The sequence below is a fragment of the Mycetohabitans endofungorum genome (assembly GCF_002927045.1).
In the GTDB taxonomy this organism is placed as follows: Bacteria; Pseudomonadota; Gammaproteobacteria; order Burkholderiales; family Burkholderiaceae; genus Mycetohabitans; species Mycetohabitans endofungorum.
The window spans coordinates 268,557-286,128 of the sequence record NZ_PRDW01000001.1 but is presented as its reverse complement, the minus strand read 5'-3'; the positions used below and the strand labels follow the sequence as shown (position 1 = coordinate 286,128).

At 61.2% G+C, this 17,572-nt stretch carries 13 protein-coding genes, 3 tRNA genes and 1 pseudogene; 6 read left to right on the top strand and 11 right to left on the bottom strand.

Features of this window, described 5'->3' with window-relative positions:
- Position 1: 1 nt before the first annotated feature.
- Positions 2 to 961: an ABC transporter permease gene (locus tag B0O95_RS01385; protein ID WP_233203005.1), complete on the bottom strand. Its 960-nt coding sequence runs from the start codon at positions 959 to 961 to the stop codon at positions 2 to 4.
- 838 nt (positions 962 to 1,799) lie between these two features.
- Positions 1,800 to 1,889, bottom strand: a pseudogene (locus B0O95_RS15745) (DUF1153 domain-containing protein); the annotation flags it as partial.
- Between the two features lie 31 nt (positions 1,890 to 1,920).
- On the opposite strand from B0O95_RS15745, the gene B0O95_RS15265 reads away from it, so the two are divergent.
- A complete protein-coding gene (locus B0O95_RS15265) occupies positions 1,921 to 2,166 on the top strand; it encodes a hypothetical protein (protein ID WP_146063951.1) in 246 nt (81 codons plus the stop codon).
- A gap of 448 nt (positions 2,167 to 2,614) precedes the next feature.
- Here B0O95_RS15265 and B0O95_RS01380 read toward each other — a convergent pair whose 3' ends face one another.
- Positions 2,615 to 3,379, bottom strand: coding sequence for a hypothetical protein (locus tag B0O95_RS01380; protein ID WP_104076355.1), 765 nt, complete (start codon positions 3,377 to 3,379; stop codon positions 2,615 to 2,617).
- A 195-nt stretch (positions 3,380 to 3,574) separates the two neighbouring features.
- Positions 3,575 to 4,639 (bottom strand): glycosyltransferase family 4 protein, encoded by a 1,065-nt coding sequence (locus B0O95_RS01375; protein WP_104076242.1) that lies wholly within the window; start codon positions 4,637 to 4,639, stop codon positions 3,575 to 3,577.
- A 680-nt stretch (positions 4,640 to 5,319) separates the two neighbouring features.
- Between B0O95_RS01375 and B0O95_RS01370 the strand changes: the two genes are divergently transcribed.
- Positions 5,320 to 7,182 carry an ABC transporter ATP-binding protein gene (locus tag B0O95_RS01370; RefSeq protein WP_199180398.1) on the top strand — a complete coding sequence of 621 codons (1,863 nt, stop codon included), beginning with the start codon at positions 5,320 to 5,322 and terminating at the stop codon, positions 7,180 to 7,182.
- A 133-nt stretch (positions 7,183 to 7,315) separates the two neighbouring features.
- On the opposite strand, the gene otsA is transcribed toward B0O95_RS01370, so the two are convergent.
- Entirely contained in the window at positions 7,316 to 8,716 is a 1,401-nt protein-coding gene (gene otsA / locus B0O95_RS01365) for an alpha,alpha-trehalose-phosphate synthase (UDP-forming) (protein WP_104076241.1), read from the bottom strand.
- Positions 8,717 to 8,753: 37 nt separating this feature from the next.
- Complete coding sequence (gene otsB / locus B0O95_RS01360) at positions 8,754 to 9,533, bottom strand: trehalose-phosphatase (protein ID WP_104076240.1); 780 nt, start codon at positions 9,531 to 9,533, stop codon at positions 8,754 to 8,756.
- Positions 9,534 to 9,801: 268 nt separating this feature from the next.
- Between otsB and B0O95_RS01355 the strand changes: the two genes are divergently transcribed.
- A complete protein-coding gene (locus tag B0O95_RS01355) occupies positions 9,802 to 10,431 on the top strand; it encodes an SCO family protein (RefSeq protein ID WP_199180397.1) in 630 nt (209 codons plus the stop codon).
- A gap of 352 nt (positions 10,432 to 10,783) precedes the next feature.
- Here the strand turns inward: B0O95_RS01355 and B0O95_RS01345 are convergent.
- The 5 genes from B0O95_RS01345 to uvrC all read right to left on the bottom strand — a co-directional run bounded on the left by B0O95_RS01345 (position 10,784) and on the right by uvrC (position 13,961).
- Positions 10,784 to 10,857, bottom strand: a tRNA-Cys gene (locus tag B0O95_RS01345).
- A gap of 8 nt (positions 10,858 to 10,865) precedes the next feature.
- Positions 10,866 to 10,941, bottom strand: a tRNA-Gly gene (locus B0O95_RS01340).
- Between the two features lie 22 nt (positions 10,942 to 10,963).
- Positions 10,964 to 11,039, bottom strand: a tRNA-Gly gene (locus tag B0O95_RS01335).
- A gap of 135 nt (positions 11,040 to 11,174) precedes the next feature.
- On the bottom strand, positions 11,175 to 11,762 hold the full coding sequence (gene pgsA, locus B0O95_RS01330; RefSeq protein ID WP_104076239.1) for a CDP-diacylglycerol--glycerol-3-phosphate 3-phosphatidyltransferase: 588 nt from the start codon (positions 11,760 to 11,762) through the stop codon (positions 11,175 to 11,177).
- Between the two features lie 96 nt (positions 11,763 to 11,858).
- A complete protein-coding gene (gene uvrC, locus B0O95_RS01325; protein WP_104076238.1) occupies positions 11,859 to 13,961 on the bottom strand; it encodes an excinuclease ABC subunit UvrC in 2,103 nt (700 codons plus the stop codon).
- A gap of 103 nt (positions 13,962 to 14,064) precedes the next feature.
- Here uvrC and earP point away from each other — a divergent pair, with 103 nt between their 5' ends.
- The 3 genes from earP (at position 14,065) to B0O95_RS01310 (ending at position 17,563) form a co-directional block, all read left to right on the top strand.
- Positions 14,065 to 15,276, top strand: coding sequence for an elongation factor P maturation arginine rhamnosyltransferase EarP (earP, locus tag B0O95_RS01320; protein WP_104076237.1), 1,212 nt, complete (start codon positions 14,065 to 14,067; stop codon positions 15,274 to 15,276).
- 97 nt (positions 15,277 to 15,373) lie between these two features.
- Positions 15,374 to 15,931, top strand: coding sequence for an elongation factor P (gene efp, locus B0O95_RS01315; protein WP_076785219.1), 558 nt, complete (start codon positions 15,374 to 15,376; stop codon positions 15,929 to 15,931).
- A gap of 273 nt (positions 15,932 to 16,204) precedes the next feature.
- Complete coding sequence (locus tag B0O95_RS01310) at positions 16,205 to 17,563, top strand: sigma-54-dependent transcriptional regulator (protein WP_104076236.1); 1,359 nt, start codon at positions 16,205 to 16,207, stop codon at positions 17,561 to 17,563.
- The last annotated feature ends 9 nt before the right edge of the window (positions 17,564 to 17,572 follow it).

Here is a 17,572-nt window from a genome sequence, read left to right as displayed (position 1 = left end):
GTCAAAGCCAGTACGCGATGCGATGCCGGTAGCGCGACAGCAACAACGAAGCCATTACAGCGAAAAAAACGATCGTCCCCAGCACCCAGGCCCAGGACTGAAGAGTCGGCAGCGTGCCGAGCAGAGGGTCACGCACCACGCTGATAAGGTGCGTCGCCGGGTTCAGGTTCACGAGCCACAAGAAGCGGTCGCCGAGCGTCTTCGGCTGCCACAAGATGGGCGTGACGTAAAAGCCGATCATCATGAGATTTTGGACGACCGGCTGCAGATCACGAAAACGCGTGCACGGAATGGCAACACACAGCGAGGCGAAATAAATCGCCGTGGTGGTGAGCAGCAAGCCCGGAATTGCCACCAGCGCCGTCCACGACCAGCCCGGCCCGACGAACGAGATCACGACCACGACCACAAGGAAGTTGTGCGCGAGGATGATCAGATTGCGCATAACGAGCCGCAAAATGTACGACGGCACCGGCAAGCGCGTCTGCTTCATTACCCCTTCGAACTGTGTGAAGCCCACGCACGATTCGTTGATCTGCGTCGAGTAGAACGACCAGATCACCTGCCCCACCGCGTAGAAAGGCAAGTATTCGTGAATCTTCATGTTGAAGATCAGCGACCAGACGGCGCCGAGCGTGGCGATCAAAATACCGGTGCTGAGCGTCATCCACAACGGTCCGAGCACCGAGCGGCGGTAGCGCTGCTTGATGTCGTACCACGCGAGCAAGCCCCACAGATGGGGTGCCTTCGCCGTATCCCAGAGCTCGTTCCTGCGAAAATCTATTTGTCTCATAAATTGAGAGGTGGTTAGTCCTGTTGTTTTCGCCCGACGATAGTGAGCAAAATCACCGAAGGCGGCCGGCATCGTCGCTGCACGATCAGGTGCGTCCGCGAAGACAAACGTCCTTCCTATATCCCCCAACAACCGGTTGAGTAAGCGTACTGCCGAGGCGGCAAACATCCTGATGGACTTGCTTCCTGTGCATACCGCGCCTCAGCCGAGGTGAACGATGCGCGCGGCGGGACAATCCACGAGACGCCCAACCTTCGCTGCGCGCAGGCGTGAGTCGTATCCTCAAAGTAGCGGAATCGAGATTCAGCACCCGATGGAATTCGCCGTCGATCGCCACGATTGCAAAGTTGTGGCCTCGACCATAACTCACCCCACACGTTCGCAACAGGCAATCAGCCGAACGCTTGTCCGCCAATTCAACCAGCGCGTCGACGAAAGTCTCCTCGCTCAGCCAAATATCCGGGTGATAGGTAACGATGGAAGCAAAAACCCAGCATTTTTGGCGGGCGAGTCGATTCATTGAGCCAAAACCGGGGACAGACAGCGCAACATTCTGTGGCGGAAAACGTTAGCCAAAACTTACGGAAACCTCTCGAAAGCAGACCGCGGCCCGTTTTTGTGGACCCGTCCGAAGCGACAACGGCTCTTCCATCTCAACAGGCCCAGAGCTTCCACACACCACGTGCGCACATGAGCGCATGAAGCCCGCCTGCGAGAAATAGACTCCGGATTATAGCGGGAACCGCCGCCCTGCAACAGGGTATACAAACATCAAGTGATGTTGAAGGGCTGCCTATACTTAGAGTCCGTTATGCAATGGAACGCGTCCTGTAATGACCCAGCACGACATGCACACATCAGGCTGCTAAATTGAACGCCTGTACGGGCATTCGCATGCCCAGCGCCTAATGCGGGTGCCGGTGGTTGTAGAACTGTATCTAGTCGCCTATGAACCTGCTCGCGTACTGCAAGGTCTCGAAGGGCTTGGCGCTTTTTTCCGCGCACGTCACTCCAGCATTGCCTTTGCATAGGCTTCCTGCAGATCCTTGAGTTGGCGGTCGTACTGCTCCTTCACGTCAAGCAGGTTGGCCCGCAGCGGTTCTGGGCCATCCGGAGTACCCCGCACAATGGGTTCGCCGTCCGCTGTGGCGCCGCTGCGCACTCACCCAAGCCATCCCTTTGGGCTTGATGACTTAAGTCTACTTGACGCGGACCACGTTGACGCAAACCGGCGGCTATCGGCCGCACAGTTGACTAACACGTACCTGCTAGCGCTAGCTCGTACGCACAAGGGAAAACTGGCAAGCTTCGATCGAGGGCACGTCGTCTACACGGGGCCACACGGTGCGCAGCACCTTGAGCTGATCGGTTAATGCGTGCTCTTGGGGACGAAGCCAACTGACATGTGCATCACTGCAGCGCTCTTAGTATGTCTTCGAACTCGCGAACGCAAATGGCACCCTACTGCGTTCGAACAATTCGGCGAGCGGTCAGCGAAGGAGATGTGTTGTATTTGTCATGATCTAAGTTCCTCGGACAAGTCAATAGGATAACAATATTTTCGGATAACAAAAATTAGTACGCCAATACCGAATATCAAGCGTTGCTTGCGCGTCATCGCATCGTCTGCAGCATGAGTCGCAAAGCAACTATTCGTCACACCGATGTTGGTTTGCCGCGACGAAACGATCCAATAAGGCGTTACACGTGGCAAAGGGAAATTAAAACCGATCGATGGCTTGCGAGCTTGCTACCTTATCAAACGAAAGGCGCACTGACGGTACAATTAGCAGTTCAACCCAATTCATTGACAGACAGGGATCACACAGCATTGAGCGACGCAAGCGCCTTCTCCAAAGCCCTACTAGCGGTACGATCCGCGTCGTTTTTGAGCACTGCGTGCATCACCAGTTGCCGGTTGTGGCCGGCCGCGGCGGGCGAGTTCCACAGCAAATCGGCACGAGGCTGTGCCGCGCGAACCCATCGCCGCCATGCGCGGATCGGCACATGCTCGTGGACGATGCGCACCGACAATTCGCGACCGTCGTACTGGCCAACCTTCCGGCTTTCGACCCAAACGACGACGGTACGCGTGGCGACGTCGAGCGACACTGCATAGCGGCCGATCGCAAAGCGCCGCGCAGCAAAATTAGACCGCCACAGTGGCCGAGGCCGGCAAATCCACGCCACCACGATATATAGCCCCGGCGATACGGCGATCCATCCGTTACTGTCGGCCATCGCGCGCAGCGCCGCCTTTGCCCCCGCAGCGCAGATAAACAGTCCGATCGACCATGCGGCAAATAAAAAGCAAATGAGCGAGAAGCAGCGCAATGCCTGCCGCAGCCATTGTGGCAACGGATGGAATGGCCGCTCAGCCCGCGCCTGCGCGCCGGGCAGCGTGATCAGCAGGAACAGCAGGATGACGTTCAGGCATGCCCACGGTGACGACGCAATGTCGGTCAACACGGGCACGAAGCCCATTTGCGACATCGAGTGCAACCAGCGTGCAAGCAACGCGAGTCCGATCGCGCGCAGCGCGAAGATCGTCGCGGCGCCCGGCACAGTATGGCGGCTCGGCTGCATCACCTTCGGCAAGTTATTCTCCTGTTTGTCGCACAGCCGCCCTGCAGGCCGCCGCAATTGCATCAGCGGCACATTATAAGGACTCTTACGGTGCAATGCGGCAATCGCCGCGCAAACAAAAACGCCCACGGCATCGACAGCCGTAGGCATTGGAGGGAGGCAGCGGGCTCGCCTAACCGGCCCGATGTGGCTTGCTTAGCCGGCGGCGACTTCGCGCAGCACCGTGCGACGGCTGCGGCGCAGCAGTGCCTCGTACGCATCGACATAGCGTTGCGCCATCACCTTCGATGTAAAACGGGCCTCGAATGCCGCCCGCACGCCGGCGCGCGACAATGTGTGCAGCCGGTTCACCGCGGCAACTGCGCTCAACTCGTCTTCGACGACAAAGCCCGACACGCCATTCTCGATCACTTCCGGCACCGACCCGCGCTTGAATGCGATCACGGGCGTGCCGCAAGCCATTGCCTCGATCATCACCAGGCCGAACGGCTCCGGCCAGTCGATCGGAAACAGCAACGCATGCGCGCCCGACAGGAACTGCGCCTTCTCGGCTTCCGAGATCTCGCCGATGTACTCGACGTGCGGCAGCGACATCAGCGGCTTGATCTGTTCGTCGTAATATGCGCGATCGGCCTTATCGAGCTTCGCGGCGATCTTGATCTTCATGCCGCACTGCTGTGCGATACGAATCGCGGTATCCACGCGCTTTTCCGGCGAAATACGACCCAGGAAAGCCAGATAGCTCGGCTCGATGTTGGTGCGCGGCGTCAGCAGATCGATGGGCAAACCATGATGCACGGTCGAGAGCCAATTGGCTTGCGGTAACGGGTTGCGCTGGTTGTCAGAGATCGACACGACCGGCACGTCATCGAATACGTTGAAGATCGGCTGCAGCTCGGGCAAGTCGAGCCGGCCGTGCAATGTCGTCAAATGCGGCACCGGCTGGCGCGAAAACAGCGGAAACGGGTAGTAGTCGATATGGAAATGCAGTACATCGAACTCTTCCGAGCGTCGGCGCACCTGCTCGAGCAGCAACATGTGTGGCGCCATCGTGTCGCGGATCGACGGATCCAGTCGCAACGCCTGCGGCCATACCGCATCGAGCTTGGCCGACGTCTGCGAATCTCCACTGGCAAACAGCGTCACATCATGTCCGAGTTCGACCAGCGCTTCGGTGAGATAGGACACGACGCGCTCGGTCCCACCGTACAGCTTTGGGGGAACGGCCTCGTGCAGCGGCGCGATTTGAGCGATTCGCATGTCGGTAAACTCCTAAAAAAGTCAGGCGAAGTGACTGCTTCGGTTTAATACGGCTCAGGAATCCCCAGTTTGCCGCCCGGGCCGCCCCGCCTGCGCCATCGGCGCAAGCGCGTGCCGGTCTTGCTGCAACGGTGCGGTACGGTTGTGCAGTCTCTCGGTTTGATCCGTCTGCCGCGCTCAATGCCATCGCCTTCCGACGGTGTGCAAGCCATAAACGCTCAAAACGTCAAGCTGTTGACTGTTCGGCAAAACTGCCTAGGGGCTGAACCGGACTCGATTATCGATGCCGCATAGCACAAATCCAGGCCTGCCTTTCAAAGTCTTTACCTTGTTACAGTATTGATACACTTTGCTAAGCCTTGTTCTAAAAGGCTGTTCTAGATTATGTGCAGGGCTGGCAACGCGGGCCGGAGGTCGGGCTGCGCGACTTAACGCAACGCAACGCGCTGTCACTTATCGCAGGCTGACGTGTCATTGTATCTTAAAATACAGTCGCCTACGGACATAGAATGTCGCTTGCTCGCCACGCCCGATCGGCTGCCGTCGAGGCCCATAGCCATACGTGCCTTGGCCTGCCGATTCGCACATCGCCCGCCTGAACCGTTCCCGGCGCGTTTACAATCCCGTCTTTGGCAGTCCGTCTGCCAGGGTCACCACTGTTCGAGGCCACCGCACTCGCCATGGCAAACACCGATTCGACGCTTTACCCCGACCAGATCGAGCGCCTAACCACGGCCGAACGCAATGCGCGCAATACGCGGCTGGCGAGCTACGCCCATCGTCCACTGGCGTTCCTGTTTCGCTACATCCGGCATCATCCAGTCGCACATGCCACCGTACTGGCAAGCGTATTCGCGGCAGTCGGCTGCGCGCTGGCGTCGCAGTATGCGATCAAGCATTTGATCGATGTGCTCAGCCACGGCCGCAATCACCCGCTCGAGCTATGGGGCGCGTTCGGGCTGCTGGTCGGCTTGATTGCCGCCGACAACCTACTATGGCGGGTCGGCGGCTGGATCGCCGCGCATACGTTCGTAGTCGTCACAGGCGACTTGCGCAAGGACCTGTTCCGCTATCTGAGCGGCCATTCGCCGACCTATTTCGCCGAGAAACAGCCGGGGATGCTAGCCAGCCGCATCACTGCCACGTCTAATGCCGTCTATACGGCCGAGAACATGATGGCGTGGAATGTGCTGCCGCCTTGCATCGCCGTATGCGGCGCGATCGTGATGATCTTCGCGGTCAACCCTCTGATGGCCAGCACACTGCTGGTAGCCTCCGCCATTCTGGCGATCGTACTGTTCAAACTGGCTCAACGCGGCAGCGCGCGTCACCAGGCCTTCGCGACGCGCGCTGCGTCAGTGGACGGCGAACTGGTCGACGTGATTGGCAATATGGCGCTGGTGCGCGCCTTCGGCATGACGCTGCGCGAGCAGCGGCGCTTCGGCATGACCGTGCGCGCCGAGATGACCGCACGCCAGCAAAGCCTGCTGTACCTGGAGAAGCTACGGCTGTTGCACGCGGTAATCACGGCACTGCTCTCGGCCGGGCTGCTCGGTTGGACACTGTGGCTATGGACGCGCGGGCAGGCAACCCCCGGCGACATCGTGCTGGTAAGTTCGCTGGGCTTCACGATCCTGCATGGCACGCGGGACCTCGCAGTCGCGCTGGTGGATGTCACGCAGCACGTGGCGAGGCTATCCGAAGCCGTGCAGACGCTGCTCGAGCCGCATGACATGCCCGACCGCAACGACGCCACCGAGCTGAACACGAATGGGGGGCGCGTCGATTTCGAGCTGGTCACGTTCGCGTATCCGCGACGCCGCCCGATTCTCGATCATTTCGAATTGCATATCGAACCGGGCCAGCGAGTTGGGCTGGTGGGCAAATCCGGCGCCGGCAAGTCCACCGTACTGGCACTACTGCAGCGCTTCTACGAGCCGCAGGTCGGCGTGATCCGGATCGACGGGCAGGACATCTCACGCATCACGCAGGACAGCTTGCGCAGTGCCATTGCTCTGGTGCCACAGGATATTTCGCTGTTCCATCGAACCGTGTATGAGAATATCGCCTATGGCCGGCCCGATGCGTCTCGCGAAGAAGTGTTCGCCGCAGCGCGCGAAGCCCGCTGCACGGACTTCATCGAGGCGATGCCGGAGGGGTTCGAGACAATCGTCGGCGACCGTGGCGTCAAGCTCTCCGGTGGACAGCGTCAACGCATCGCGATCGCGCGCGCCATCCTGAAGGACGCCCCGATTCTGCTGTTGGACGAAGCGACGTCCGCACTGGACAGCGCCTCTGAGGAAGCGATCCAGCAGGCGCTGGACCGGCTGATGCAGGGCCGCACCGTGGTGGCGATCGCGCACCGGCTCTCGACACTGCAGAACTTTGACCGCATCATCGTGATGAGCGCGGGCAAGGTCATCGACGATGGCACGCCAGACGAGCTAAAGAACCGGCCCGGCCCGTATCGAGACCTGTTGACAAAGCAATCGGGACGCGCAGTGGCCCATGACCACGAACTGCGGCTCGTCGAGCACGCTTAACGAGGCTGGCACGTCCTTGGCAACGAGGCTGGCGCATCTCTGACGGGGCCCGGCCCGCGCAGTCATCCCACCGCTGCGTGTGGGCGTCGCCGCGTGTGCGTCGCTGCCACCCTCTTTGACGGCGCGCTCGCTGTCAGCCTCCGCCCGGCGCCGGCAAGCGCAGGTCGCCGAGGAAGTGATCACGCCACACAGACACGTTGTTCTCACGCAACTGCGTCATCATATCCGCGTGACGCTGCCGCCGTTCAACCAGCGGCATGCTCAGCGCGCGATCCAATGCCTCAGCCATACCCACAAGGTCGGCGGGATTGACGATCAACGCGCCGTGCAGTTCCTGCGCAGCGCCGGCGAAGCGTGACAACACCAAAACGCCCGGATCGTCGGGATCTTGCGCGGACACATACTCCTTGGCCACCAGATTCATGCCGTCGCGCAGCGGCGTCACGTAGCCGACATCGGATATCCGGAACAACGCGGCCAGCACCTGTCGCTCGTACTGCCGATGAATGTAGCGGATCGGCGCCCAATCCAATTCGGCGAAACGTCCGTTGATCCGGCCCGCCTCCGCCTCGAGCTGCAGCCGGATGTCCTGGTACGCGTTCATGTCAGCGCGGGTCGGTGGCGCAATCTGCACGAATGACACCTGGTTGCGGTGCGCAGGCGTCGTCTCGAGCAGCTTCTCGAACGCACGGAACCGCTCCACCAACCCTTTCGAATAGTCCAGCCGGTCCACGGCCATGATCAGTTGCCGCTCGTGTAGCGTTGCCTTCAGATTGCGCACGTAGCTAGCGCTCTCGCCGGCCGCGGCCAATTGCGCGATCTCGTCCGGGTAAACACCGATCGGATAGGCGCCGGCGCGCAGCGTGCGATCATACGCCCGCACGCTGCATACCCTGGCGTCGATGCGGCGTTCGACCTGCCCATGTGCCTCATGCTCGATGTAGTCGACGAATGCGCGCAGATCCCCTTCAGTCTGAAAACCAATCAGATCGAAGCAACACAGCGCCCGCATCAGTCCCTCATGCGGCGGGACGGTCAATAGCAACTGCGCGGGCGGAAACGGAATATGAAGGAAGAAGCCGATACGGTTCGCCACGTGCCGCGCACGCAGTGCCTCGGCAAACGGAATCAGATGATAGTCGTGGACCCAAATCACATCATCGGGCCGGATCAGCGGTACCAACTGATCCGCCAGCCATCGGTTGACCCGACAGTAGCCGTCAAACTCCTGCCGCTCAAAATGGGCAAGGTCGCAGCGATAGTGGAACGTCGGCCACAGCATCGCGTTCGAAAAGCCGCGGTAGTATTGCTCGTAGTCGCGCCGGGACAACGCGATCGTCGCAAAGGTCACCGGGCCACGCTCGTCGAGCTTGATCGGCCCGATCGGGCCGGACTGCGTGTCGCCGCTCCAGCCGAACCACATGCCGCCGGTCTCTTTTAACGCGTCATAGACGCCGATCGCCAATCCGCCGGCGGCGGGTCCCCCCTCGGAAATCGGCGCAACCCGGTTCGAAACGATGATCAACCGACTCATGCGGCACCGTACAGGTCGTCGCCGTGCATCCAGCAGTTCATGCGTGTGGCGGCCGCGCGCCAATCAGCGTCGCGAGCCAATCGCGGAACGCGGCGACAGAAGGGAGTCTGGTGCCAGCCCGCGTGTCGCCGTCACCAATCTTGATCGACACGCCGCCGCGCGCATTGACCACGTCGAAGCCCTTTTCATCCGTCAGGTCATCACCTGCAAAAACCGGCACGCGACCCACGAACGGCGGCTCGTCGAGGAATGCCGCGATCGCCCGCCCCTTGTCGACATGCTTCGGCTTGATTTCGTACACCATCTTGCCGGGCTGCAGCACATACGCGTCGCTGTATTCAACGCACAACCGTTCGGTCTCGCGTCTTGCCACCGGCTCTCGATCCGGCGCATTCCGATAGTGCAGCGCCAGTGCCGCGCCCTTGACCTCGAGCAGCATGCCAGGATTGTCACCGACTACGCGCTCAAGCTCCCGTTCGATGCGCACGAGTCGTGGATCGTTGAACCCCACGCGCAGCACGTCGCCATTCGCATCGCGCCGCTCCGCACCATGCAACCCCGCGATGGGCAGGCTTGCCAGTGCGTCCGACGCGAGCAGCGTGTCAATGCTGTCGATGCCGCGCCCGGACACCACCGCGAGCGCGCCGTGCGATGCTTGCCGCAGCCCGTCCAGCAACTGGATGAGCACCGGCTCGACGACCACACGATCCGGCGCCCCCGCCAGTTCCACCAGCGTGCCGTCGAAATCGAAGAAAAATGCTGCATCGAGCGGGTTGATGCGAGACAGTGCAACAAATGAATCGGATAAGCGTTGCATCGAACGGATAGTCTGGATTAAAGAGACAGCGGCACAAGACGATGAACCGTCGACGCACATCATGCACGTTGCCGCATCGTCCGGCCTATTGTCGTGGCATCTTACCGCAACGGCAACGCGCGGCATATTGCCCCACCGCTGTGCATGGGTCGCCGTGCGCAACGAAATGCGCTACAGTATCTCATTCGGTGGATGCGTCGATACGCTCCGCACCAAGCCCCTACCCCTGTTCCGTTTTCCGATGTCCATCCCGTTGCCTCGATCGCGTATGCGAATTCCGCGCGCGCCCCGCCGTCAATCGGTGCTGCGCCACGCCGTGCTCGCCGCGTGCGTCGGCTTATCGGTTGCATTGTCAGCGTGCACGCGGGATGACGGCCAGTGGAAACTGACCAACGTCTCTGGCCACCTGCCGGATCTCGGCTTTTCGCTGCAGGCGGACAATGGGCAGACCGTGTCCGGCGCGTCGTTCGCCGGCAAGACCACGCTAGTCTTCTTCGGCTACACGCATTGTCCGGATGTATGCCCAGAGACCATGGCTCGGCTAATGCAGGTTCTCGAGCAACTGGGCAACGACGCCCGCGACGTGCGCATTCTGTTCATTTCGGTCGATCCCCACCGGGACACGCCGCAGACATTGCATACCTATGTGCAGGCGTTCGATCCGCAGCACGTGGTCGGACTGAGCGGCTCCGAAAAACAGATTGCTAATCTAGCGCGACGCTATCGCGTCGCGTATCAGACCGAGAAACCCGACGGCAACGGAAATTACGAGGTCACGCACAGCTCGGCGATCTATGTGTTCGATCGTACCGGCCGCGCGCGTCTGCTCGCTACCACATCCGACTCCGCAGACATGATCACCGACGACCTGAAGCTTCTGATCGAGCAAACGTCCTGACGCAGCCCCATCGTCGCGCTGTGTTCGCGCGACGCAAGATGCGACGTCAGCACGCGGCCGATGACACGATCGGCGCAATCATCGTGCTGCGCGGCGGACAGCACCCGGAGGTAACCCGCGAGTGGATGGCCCGGCAAGCGTGTATCGCGCGCAAACAGGTGCCATGCATGCCGATCCATCTGATCATTTCATCCGTCCGTCCCAGCGTGCATGGGTCGTACATGCTCCAAAACGATCTCAATGGAGGACTATATGCGAACGCACTTGTTGACGAACTCGAGGGCGGCAACCCTGAACGAGCTCGCGTGGCTGTGGCACAAACAAAAAACCCCCTTGAAAACTAGGGGGTTTCTGGAGGCGCGAGCCGGAGTCGAACCGGCCTAAACGGCTTTGCAGGCCGCTGCATAACCGCTTTGCTATCGCGCCGTGGCACCTGGAGCGGGAGACGAGTCTCGAACTCGCGACCTCAACCTTGGCAAGGTTGCGCTCTACCAACTGAGCTACTCCCGCAAGCATCAACTACTGTGCGTCGTGGAGCGGGAGACGAGTCTCGAACTCGCGACCTCAACCTTGGCAAGGTTGCGCTCTACCAACTGAGCTACTCCCGCACGATGCTGCTGCTGTTCACGCGTTGGCGTGTTCAGCAGAGTTCGAGATTATGCTGAAAGTGGCGCGCAGTGTCAAGGACAGAGGCCGATAAAATATCGTGCAATCAGCAGGGATGCCCGCTCCACTCCAATCTATCATGTGGCCCGATCGCGGATCTGCGGCCAGGCCAGTTTCATGTAATAGAGCATCGACCAGATCGTCAGCACGGCCGCCAAGTAGATCAGCCACTCGCCCACAACGTGCGTATTGATCGCGAACTGCCCCGGCACGCCAATCGGCGCGTAATACAGCAGCATCGGAATCGCGATCATCTGGCACGCGGTCTTGAACTTGCCCAGCGAGTTGACGGCGACGCTTTTGGATGCGCCGATCTGCGCCATCCATTCACGCAGCGCGGAAATCGTGATCTCACGGCCCACGATCACCAGCGCAATGGCCGAATCGAGCCGCATCAAGTGCACTAGCATCAGCAATGCGGCGGTCACCATCAGCTTGTCCGCGACCGGGTCGAGAAAGGCGCCAAATGCCGAGGTCTGGTTTAGCTTGCGCGCAAGGAATCCGTCGAACCAGTCGGTCAACGCCGCCAGGATGAAGATGGCCGCAGCCGCTTCGTTCTTGTCCTGCGCGACCAACATCGTGTCCGGCAGATAGTACACGCCAACGATCAACGGAATCAGCACGATCCGTAGCCACGTCAGAAAAATAGGTAAATTGAAAGGCATCGAAGCGAACTGGCGATGAAAGGTTGCGCAGAATTGCCATTGTGCCGCGTGATCCGGCACGTCACAAGCAAGCAGCGCGCGCGCCGGCCGCCATGCTCAGTGCAATTGACGGTAGATCTGCTCGGCCAGCGTGCGCGACACGCCTTCGACGCTGGCCAATTCATCGACGCTGGCGGACATCACGCCACGCAGCCCGCCAAAGCGCGCGAGCAATCGCTGCCGTCGCTTCGCCCCCACCCCCTCGAGTTCCTCCAGACGCGAGCTGTGACGCGCCTTGGCGCGCTTGGCCCGCATCCCGGTGATGGCAAAGCGGTGCGCCTCGTCGCGGATCTGCGCGACCAGCATCAGCGCGGCGCTCTCCTTGCCCAACTCGAGCGGTGCCCGCCCGTCCGCGAAGACCAGGGTCTCAAGACCGACCTTGCGACCCTCACCTTTCGCGACCCCGACCAGCATGCCGGCGTCCAGTCCCAATTCCGTGAAAACCTGACGGGCGATCTCAACCTGTCCCTTGCCGCCGTCGATCAGCACGATATGCGGCAGCACGCCAGCACCCGCGACTGCCTGCGCCGTGGGCTGCGTGTTGCAGCCGGGTGCGGCGCCGCCAGCCGTTTGCACGTCGGCCGGCGAAGCCGATGATGCGCCGGCCAACTGCGATACGATTTTCTCATAGCGCCGCGTGAGCACCTGTCGCATGGCAGCGTAGTCATCGCCCGGCGTGATCCCCGTGATGTTGTAGCGCCGGTACTCGGCGGACTGCATCTTATGATGGTGATAGACGACACATGAGGCCTGGGTGGCCTCGCCCATCGTGTGCGAGATGTCGAAACACTCGATGCGCAACGGTGACAAGTCCTCCAGGTCAATCGATAGCACCTGAGCAAGCGCGTGCGTGCGGGCTTGTTGGGAACCCTGCTCGGACAGCAGCCGGGCGAGCGCAAGTCGTGCATTCTGCTCGGCCATCGATAACCATGCCCGCTTCTGGCCTTGCGGCTGGCGGATCAGCGTGACCTTGTGCCCGCACTGCTGCGCCAGCACGTCGACCAACTCACGCGTGGCCGGCGCATGGCTGACGATGATCACTGGCGGCACCGGGTGGCCGATATAGTGCTGTGCGATGAACGCGTCCAGCACCGCTGCCTCGATGCCGTCCCGCGCCGCCTTCCGGGTGTCACGGTCCGCCGCCAGGACATCAGCGGCTACCAGCGCCTGACCCACCGGCAGCCTATCGGCGACACACGCGGTGCTTATGGCCTCCTGCACGCTGAGTTCGTCCGGCGTGGCCAACGCAGTCTCGACGTGGGACGGGAAATAAGCCTTGTCGCCGAGATGGCGGCCGCCACGCACCATGGCCAGATTCACGCATACGCGCCCTCCTTGTGCGACCACCGCCAGGATGTCGGCATCGCCGCTGCCACGCTCGGTGCCAACCTCGATCGCCTGCTGTTGCAGCACCTTGGACAGCGAACTCATCTGGTTGCGTACCGCGGCCGCCTGTTCGAATTTCAACTCGGCCGCGTAACCATGCATCTTGTCCTCCAGTTCCTTCATTACCTCGCGCTGACGCCCCTGCAGAAAGCGCGCCGCGTTGGTCACATCACGCGCATAATCTTCGTCACTAATTGCGCCAACGCAAGGCGCGGTGCACCGGCCGATCTGATGCAACAGGCAGGGACGGGTACGGTTGTTAAAGACTGAGTCCTCGCAGGTTCGCAATTGGAATACGCGCTGCAGGATCTGGATGCTTTCGCGCACCGCCCAGCCACTTGGGAACGGGCCAAAATACTGGTTATGCTTGTCGACGGCGCCGCGATAGGACGTGATGCGCGGGAAGCGATGCCCAGTGAGCTTCAGGTACGGATACGACTTATCATCGCGAAACAGGATGTTGTAGCGTGGCGTCAACGCCTTGATCAGGTTATTCTCCAGCAGCAATGCCTCTGTTTCGGAGCGCGTCACCGTGGTTTCGATGCGCGCGATGCGCTGGACCATTAACGCAATGCGCGGCGAGACTAGCGTCTTCGTGAAATAGCTCGATACACGCTTTTTCAAGTCGCGCGCCTTGCCCACGTACAGTACGGCGCCTTGTACATCGTAGTAGCGATACACGCCGGGCAGGTGCGGCAGCTGCGCAATGACACGCTTAGGGTCGAAATCCGCGTCGGACTCGGCAACGGTCGGAGGAACAGACGGTTCAGTCATGTAGCCAATACCGGATCAGTCCCGTGCGGCGCACGGGATCTGTGCTTTAAAATAAGCAGTTTAGATCATTCGTCAAGCGGCCTGCGCGTCGCGCGCGCGTCCCATGTCCTCCTGCCCCGCCCTGCTCGCCGGCGCGCGTGCGCCGCTCACATGCGACATTTTCTGCACGGTAATCGACAATTTCGGCGACGCCGGCGTCTGCTGGCGGCTGGCCCGGCAGTTGGCGAATGAATACGGCTGGCAGGTGCGTCTGTTCATCGATGAGTTGACCACGCTCGCGCGCCTGGCGCCTGGGTTAGATGTCAAGCGCGAGCGGCAAGTGCTGGCCGGTGTCGCCATCGAGCATTGGCATGAGTCCCAGTTCGCTGGGCTTGGCGCGGCGACACTGAACATCGCCGATGTCGTCATCGAGGCATTTGCCTGCGATCTGCCGGCGTCATACCTTGCTGCGATGGCGCAACGCTCGTCGCGGGTGGCCTGGATTAACCTTGAATACCTATCGTCGGAAGATTGGGTGGCGGACTTTCACTTGCGCGCGTCGCCCCATCCCCGCCATGCACTGACCAAGACGTTCTTCTTCCCCGGCCTCGACGCCCACACTGGTGGAGTGCTTCGCGAGCAAGACCTGGACTCGCAGCGCCGCGCGTTCGTCGAATCGGCGGCCGAACGGGCAGGCTGGTGGGCGGCGCTCGGGCTGCCGCAGCCCGAGCCGGCCGCCACGGTCGTATCGCTTTTCTCCTACGAGAATCCCGCCCTCGACGCGCTGCTCGAACAATGGCGCGATGCGACGGATCCGTTGGTGCTACTGGTTCCACAGGGGCGGATCTCCGGCTCCGTGGCACGGTTCTTCGGTCATCCCGCAGGGCCCCGCGCATTCGCGGCGGGCACAAGCGCGAGCGCAGGCGCGCTGAGCGCGCATGCGTTGCCGTTTACCGACCAGCGCGGCTACGACAGACTGTTATGGAGCGCCGATATCAACTTCGTGCGTGGCGAGGATTCGTTCGTGCGCGCGCAGTGGGCACGCAAGCCGTTCGTCTGGCACATCTATCCGCAGGCGGATGATGCGCATCTGCCGAAGCTGGACGCGGCCCTCGCGCATATCGGCTCGGCGCTGGAACCGCGCGCGTGCGACGCATTGACACGCTTTTGGCACGCATGGAACGGCAATCCAATGCATGGCCTGCCCGATTGGCAAGATTTCATCCAGCATCGGGAGGCGTTCGAGGCACGCGCGCACGTATGGGCGGATGAGTTGGCTGCCATCGGCGACCTAGCCGGACATCTGGCCGCATTCGTCCAAAATACGCTAAAATAATGGGTTTTCAAGAGCTTAGGATCGCTTGCCGGACTGCCCAATGCGGGGGCGTGCCGTCAGCCATTCGCCATACCCATTTATCGGACAGGACAGTGTTATGAAGACCGCTCAAGAACTGCGTACGGGCAACGTCATAATGATCGGCAACGATCCCATGGTCGTGCAAAAGACCGAGTACAACAAGTCGGGCCGCAACGCCGCGGTCGTCAAGCTGAAGTTGAAGAACCTGCTGACCGGCGCGGGCAACGAGTCGGTGTATAAGGCCGATGACAAGTTCGACGTGGTCGTGCTCGACCGCAAGGAAGTCACCTATTCGTACTTCGCTGATCCGATGTATGTCTTCATGGATGCAGACTACAATCAGTACGAAGTTGAAAGCGAAATGATGGGCGATGCGTTGCACTACCTCGAGGACGGCATGGCGTGCGAAGTGGTGTTCTACAACGACAAGGCGATCTCAGTCGAGTTGCCGACCACGCTAGTGCGCGAAATCGTCTATACGGAACCGGCGGTCAAGGGCGATACGTCGTCTGGTAAGGTACTCAAGAATGCCAAGCTGGCTACCGGCTTTGAATTGCAGGTGCCGCTATTTTGTAACATCGGCGACAAGATCGAGATCGACACGCGTACGCACGAGTACCGCAGCCGCGCGTAACAGCGCCTCGAACGTTCTCAATGCCACAACGCAAGCGCTCCGACTGGAGCGCTTTTTGTTTACGGGGGCCAACGCGACGCGACACCGCTGCACGGCGGTGGAAGAATTTACGCGCCAAACGGGAAAAATTTGCCGCATCGGGACCGTGCGCGCGTCACCCTGTTACGGCAACGCGTTGATTGGTAAAGTACGACGAATTGGCACGAAGCATGCTCTCCCCGAACCGCCACCGCAGCGCTCCAAAATTCGCCGCAGATAATACCTCGTCGCGCTATGCCACACGCCTTGATCGTTGAAGACGACCCTAACAGCCTGTCGGGACTGTCGGCCATCCTGAGTACCGATGGTTTTTCCGTCGACACTGCAGCCACGCTCGTAGAAGCGCGCGCCGCGTTGCAGCGGTTCATTCCCGATGTGGTGTTGGTCGACTTGAACCTGCCCGACGGCAGCGGGCTGGACGTGCTGCATTCTCTGCCGTCACAGCCGGACGGCGCGACGCCGGTCATCGTGATGACCGGTAATGCGACGGTGGAAAGCGCGATCGAAGGGCTGCGCCACGGCATTTGGGACTACCTACTCAAGCCGGTCAATATCCCGCGATTGCGCAGCCTGCTGGCGCGCATTCCGCGCCCATACGAGCTTACCGAGGAAGTCCAGAACCTGCGTGCGGCATTGCGGCGCGTCGGCCGCTTCGGCTCAATGATCGGTCGCGGTGCGGCGATGCAACAGGTCTATGACACGATTGAGCGTATCGCGCCGACGGAGGCAGCGGTGCTGATTGTTGGCGAGCCGGGAACCGGCAAGGAGATCGCTGCGCGAACGCTGCACGAGATGAGCCGCCGCAAGAAAGGCCCGCTGGTGAAGCTGGACGGCGCGGCGGCCAGTCACGCAGGCGCTGAGCCGTGGGAAAGCATGCTATTCGGTCACCAGCGCGGCGCATTCGATGGGGCGGAAACGAGCGGAGCCGGCGTACTGGAGCGGGCAGCCGGCGGCACGCTGTTCATCGACCGTGTCGATCTGCTGCCGGCCGCGCAGCAAGAGGCACTCGCACGAGCGCTGGGGGCACGCACGTTTCGCCGGATGGGCGGTACCACCGATCTAAGCGCCGACTTCCGGGTGGTTGCGGCCACCGTCGAATCGCCGCAGCAGGCGCTGGCCCGCGGCACGCTGCGCACTGACCTGCTGCAACGGCTAAACGTGGCACCGCTGACATTGCCGCCGCTGCGCGAGCGCGGCGAGGACATCGAACTGTTGGCCACTTATTTCGTCGACGTGCTGAACCAACGCCACGATTCGGTCAAGCGGCTCAGCCCGCTCTGCGTGCGCGAGCTGATCGAATACGAGTGGCCAGGCAACGTGCGCGAATTGCGCGACGTGATCGAGCGCTCGCATCAGGCATCCGAGGACATGATCGAAAGCTTGTCGCCGGACGACGAAGGCGGCCGCACTGGCCGTTCACGGTCAAACAACCAGGTGCAGATCGCGGTCGGCACGCCGCTTGCCGATGTCGAGGAGATGCTGATCCGTGCCACGCTCGATGCGGTGGGTGGCACCCGGCATCGTGCAGCGACACTGCTTGGCATCAGCCCCAAGACGCTGTACAACAAGCTTCAGCGAATGAAGGTGACCTAAAACCAGTCC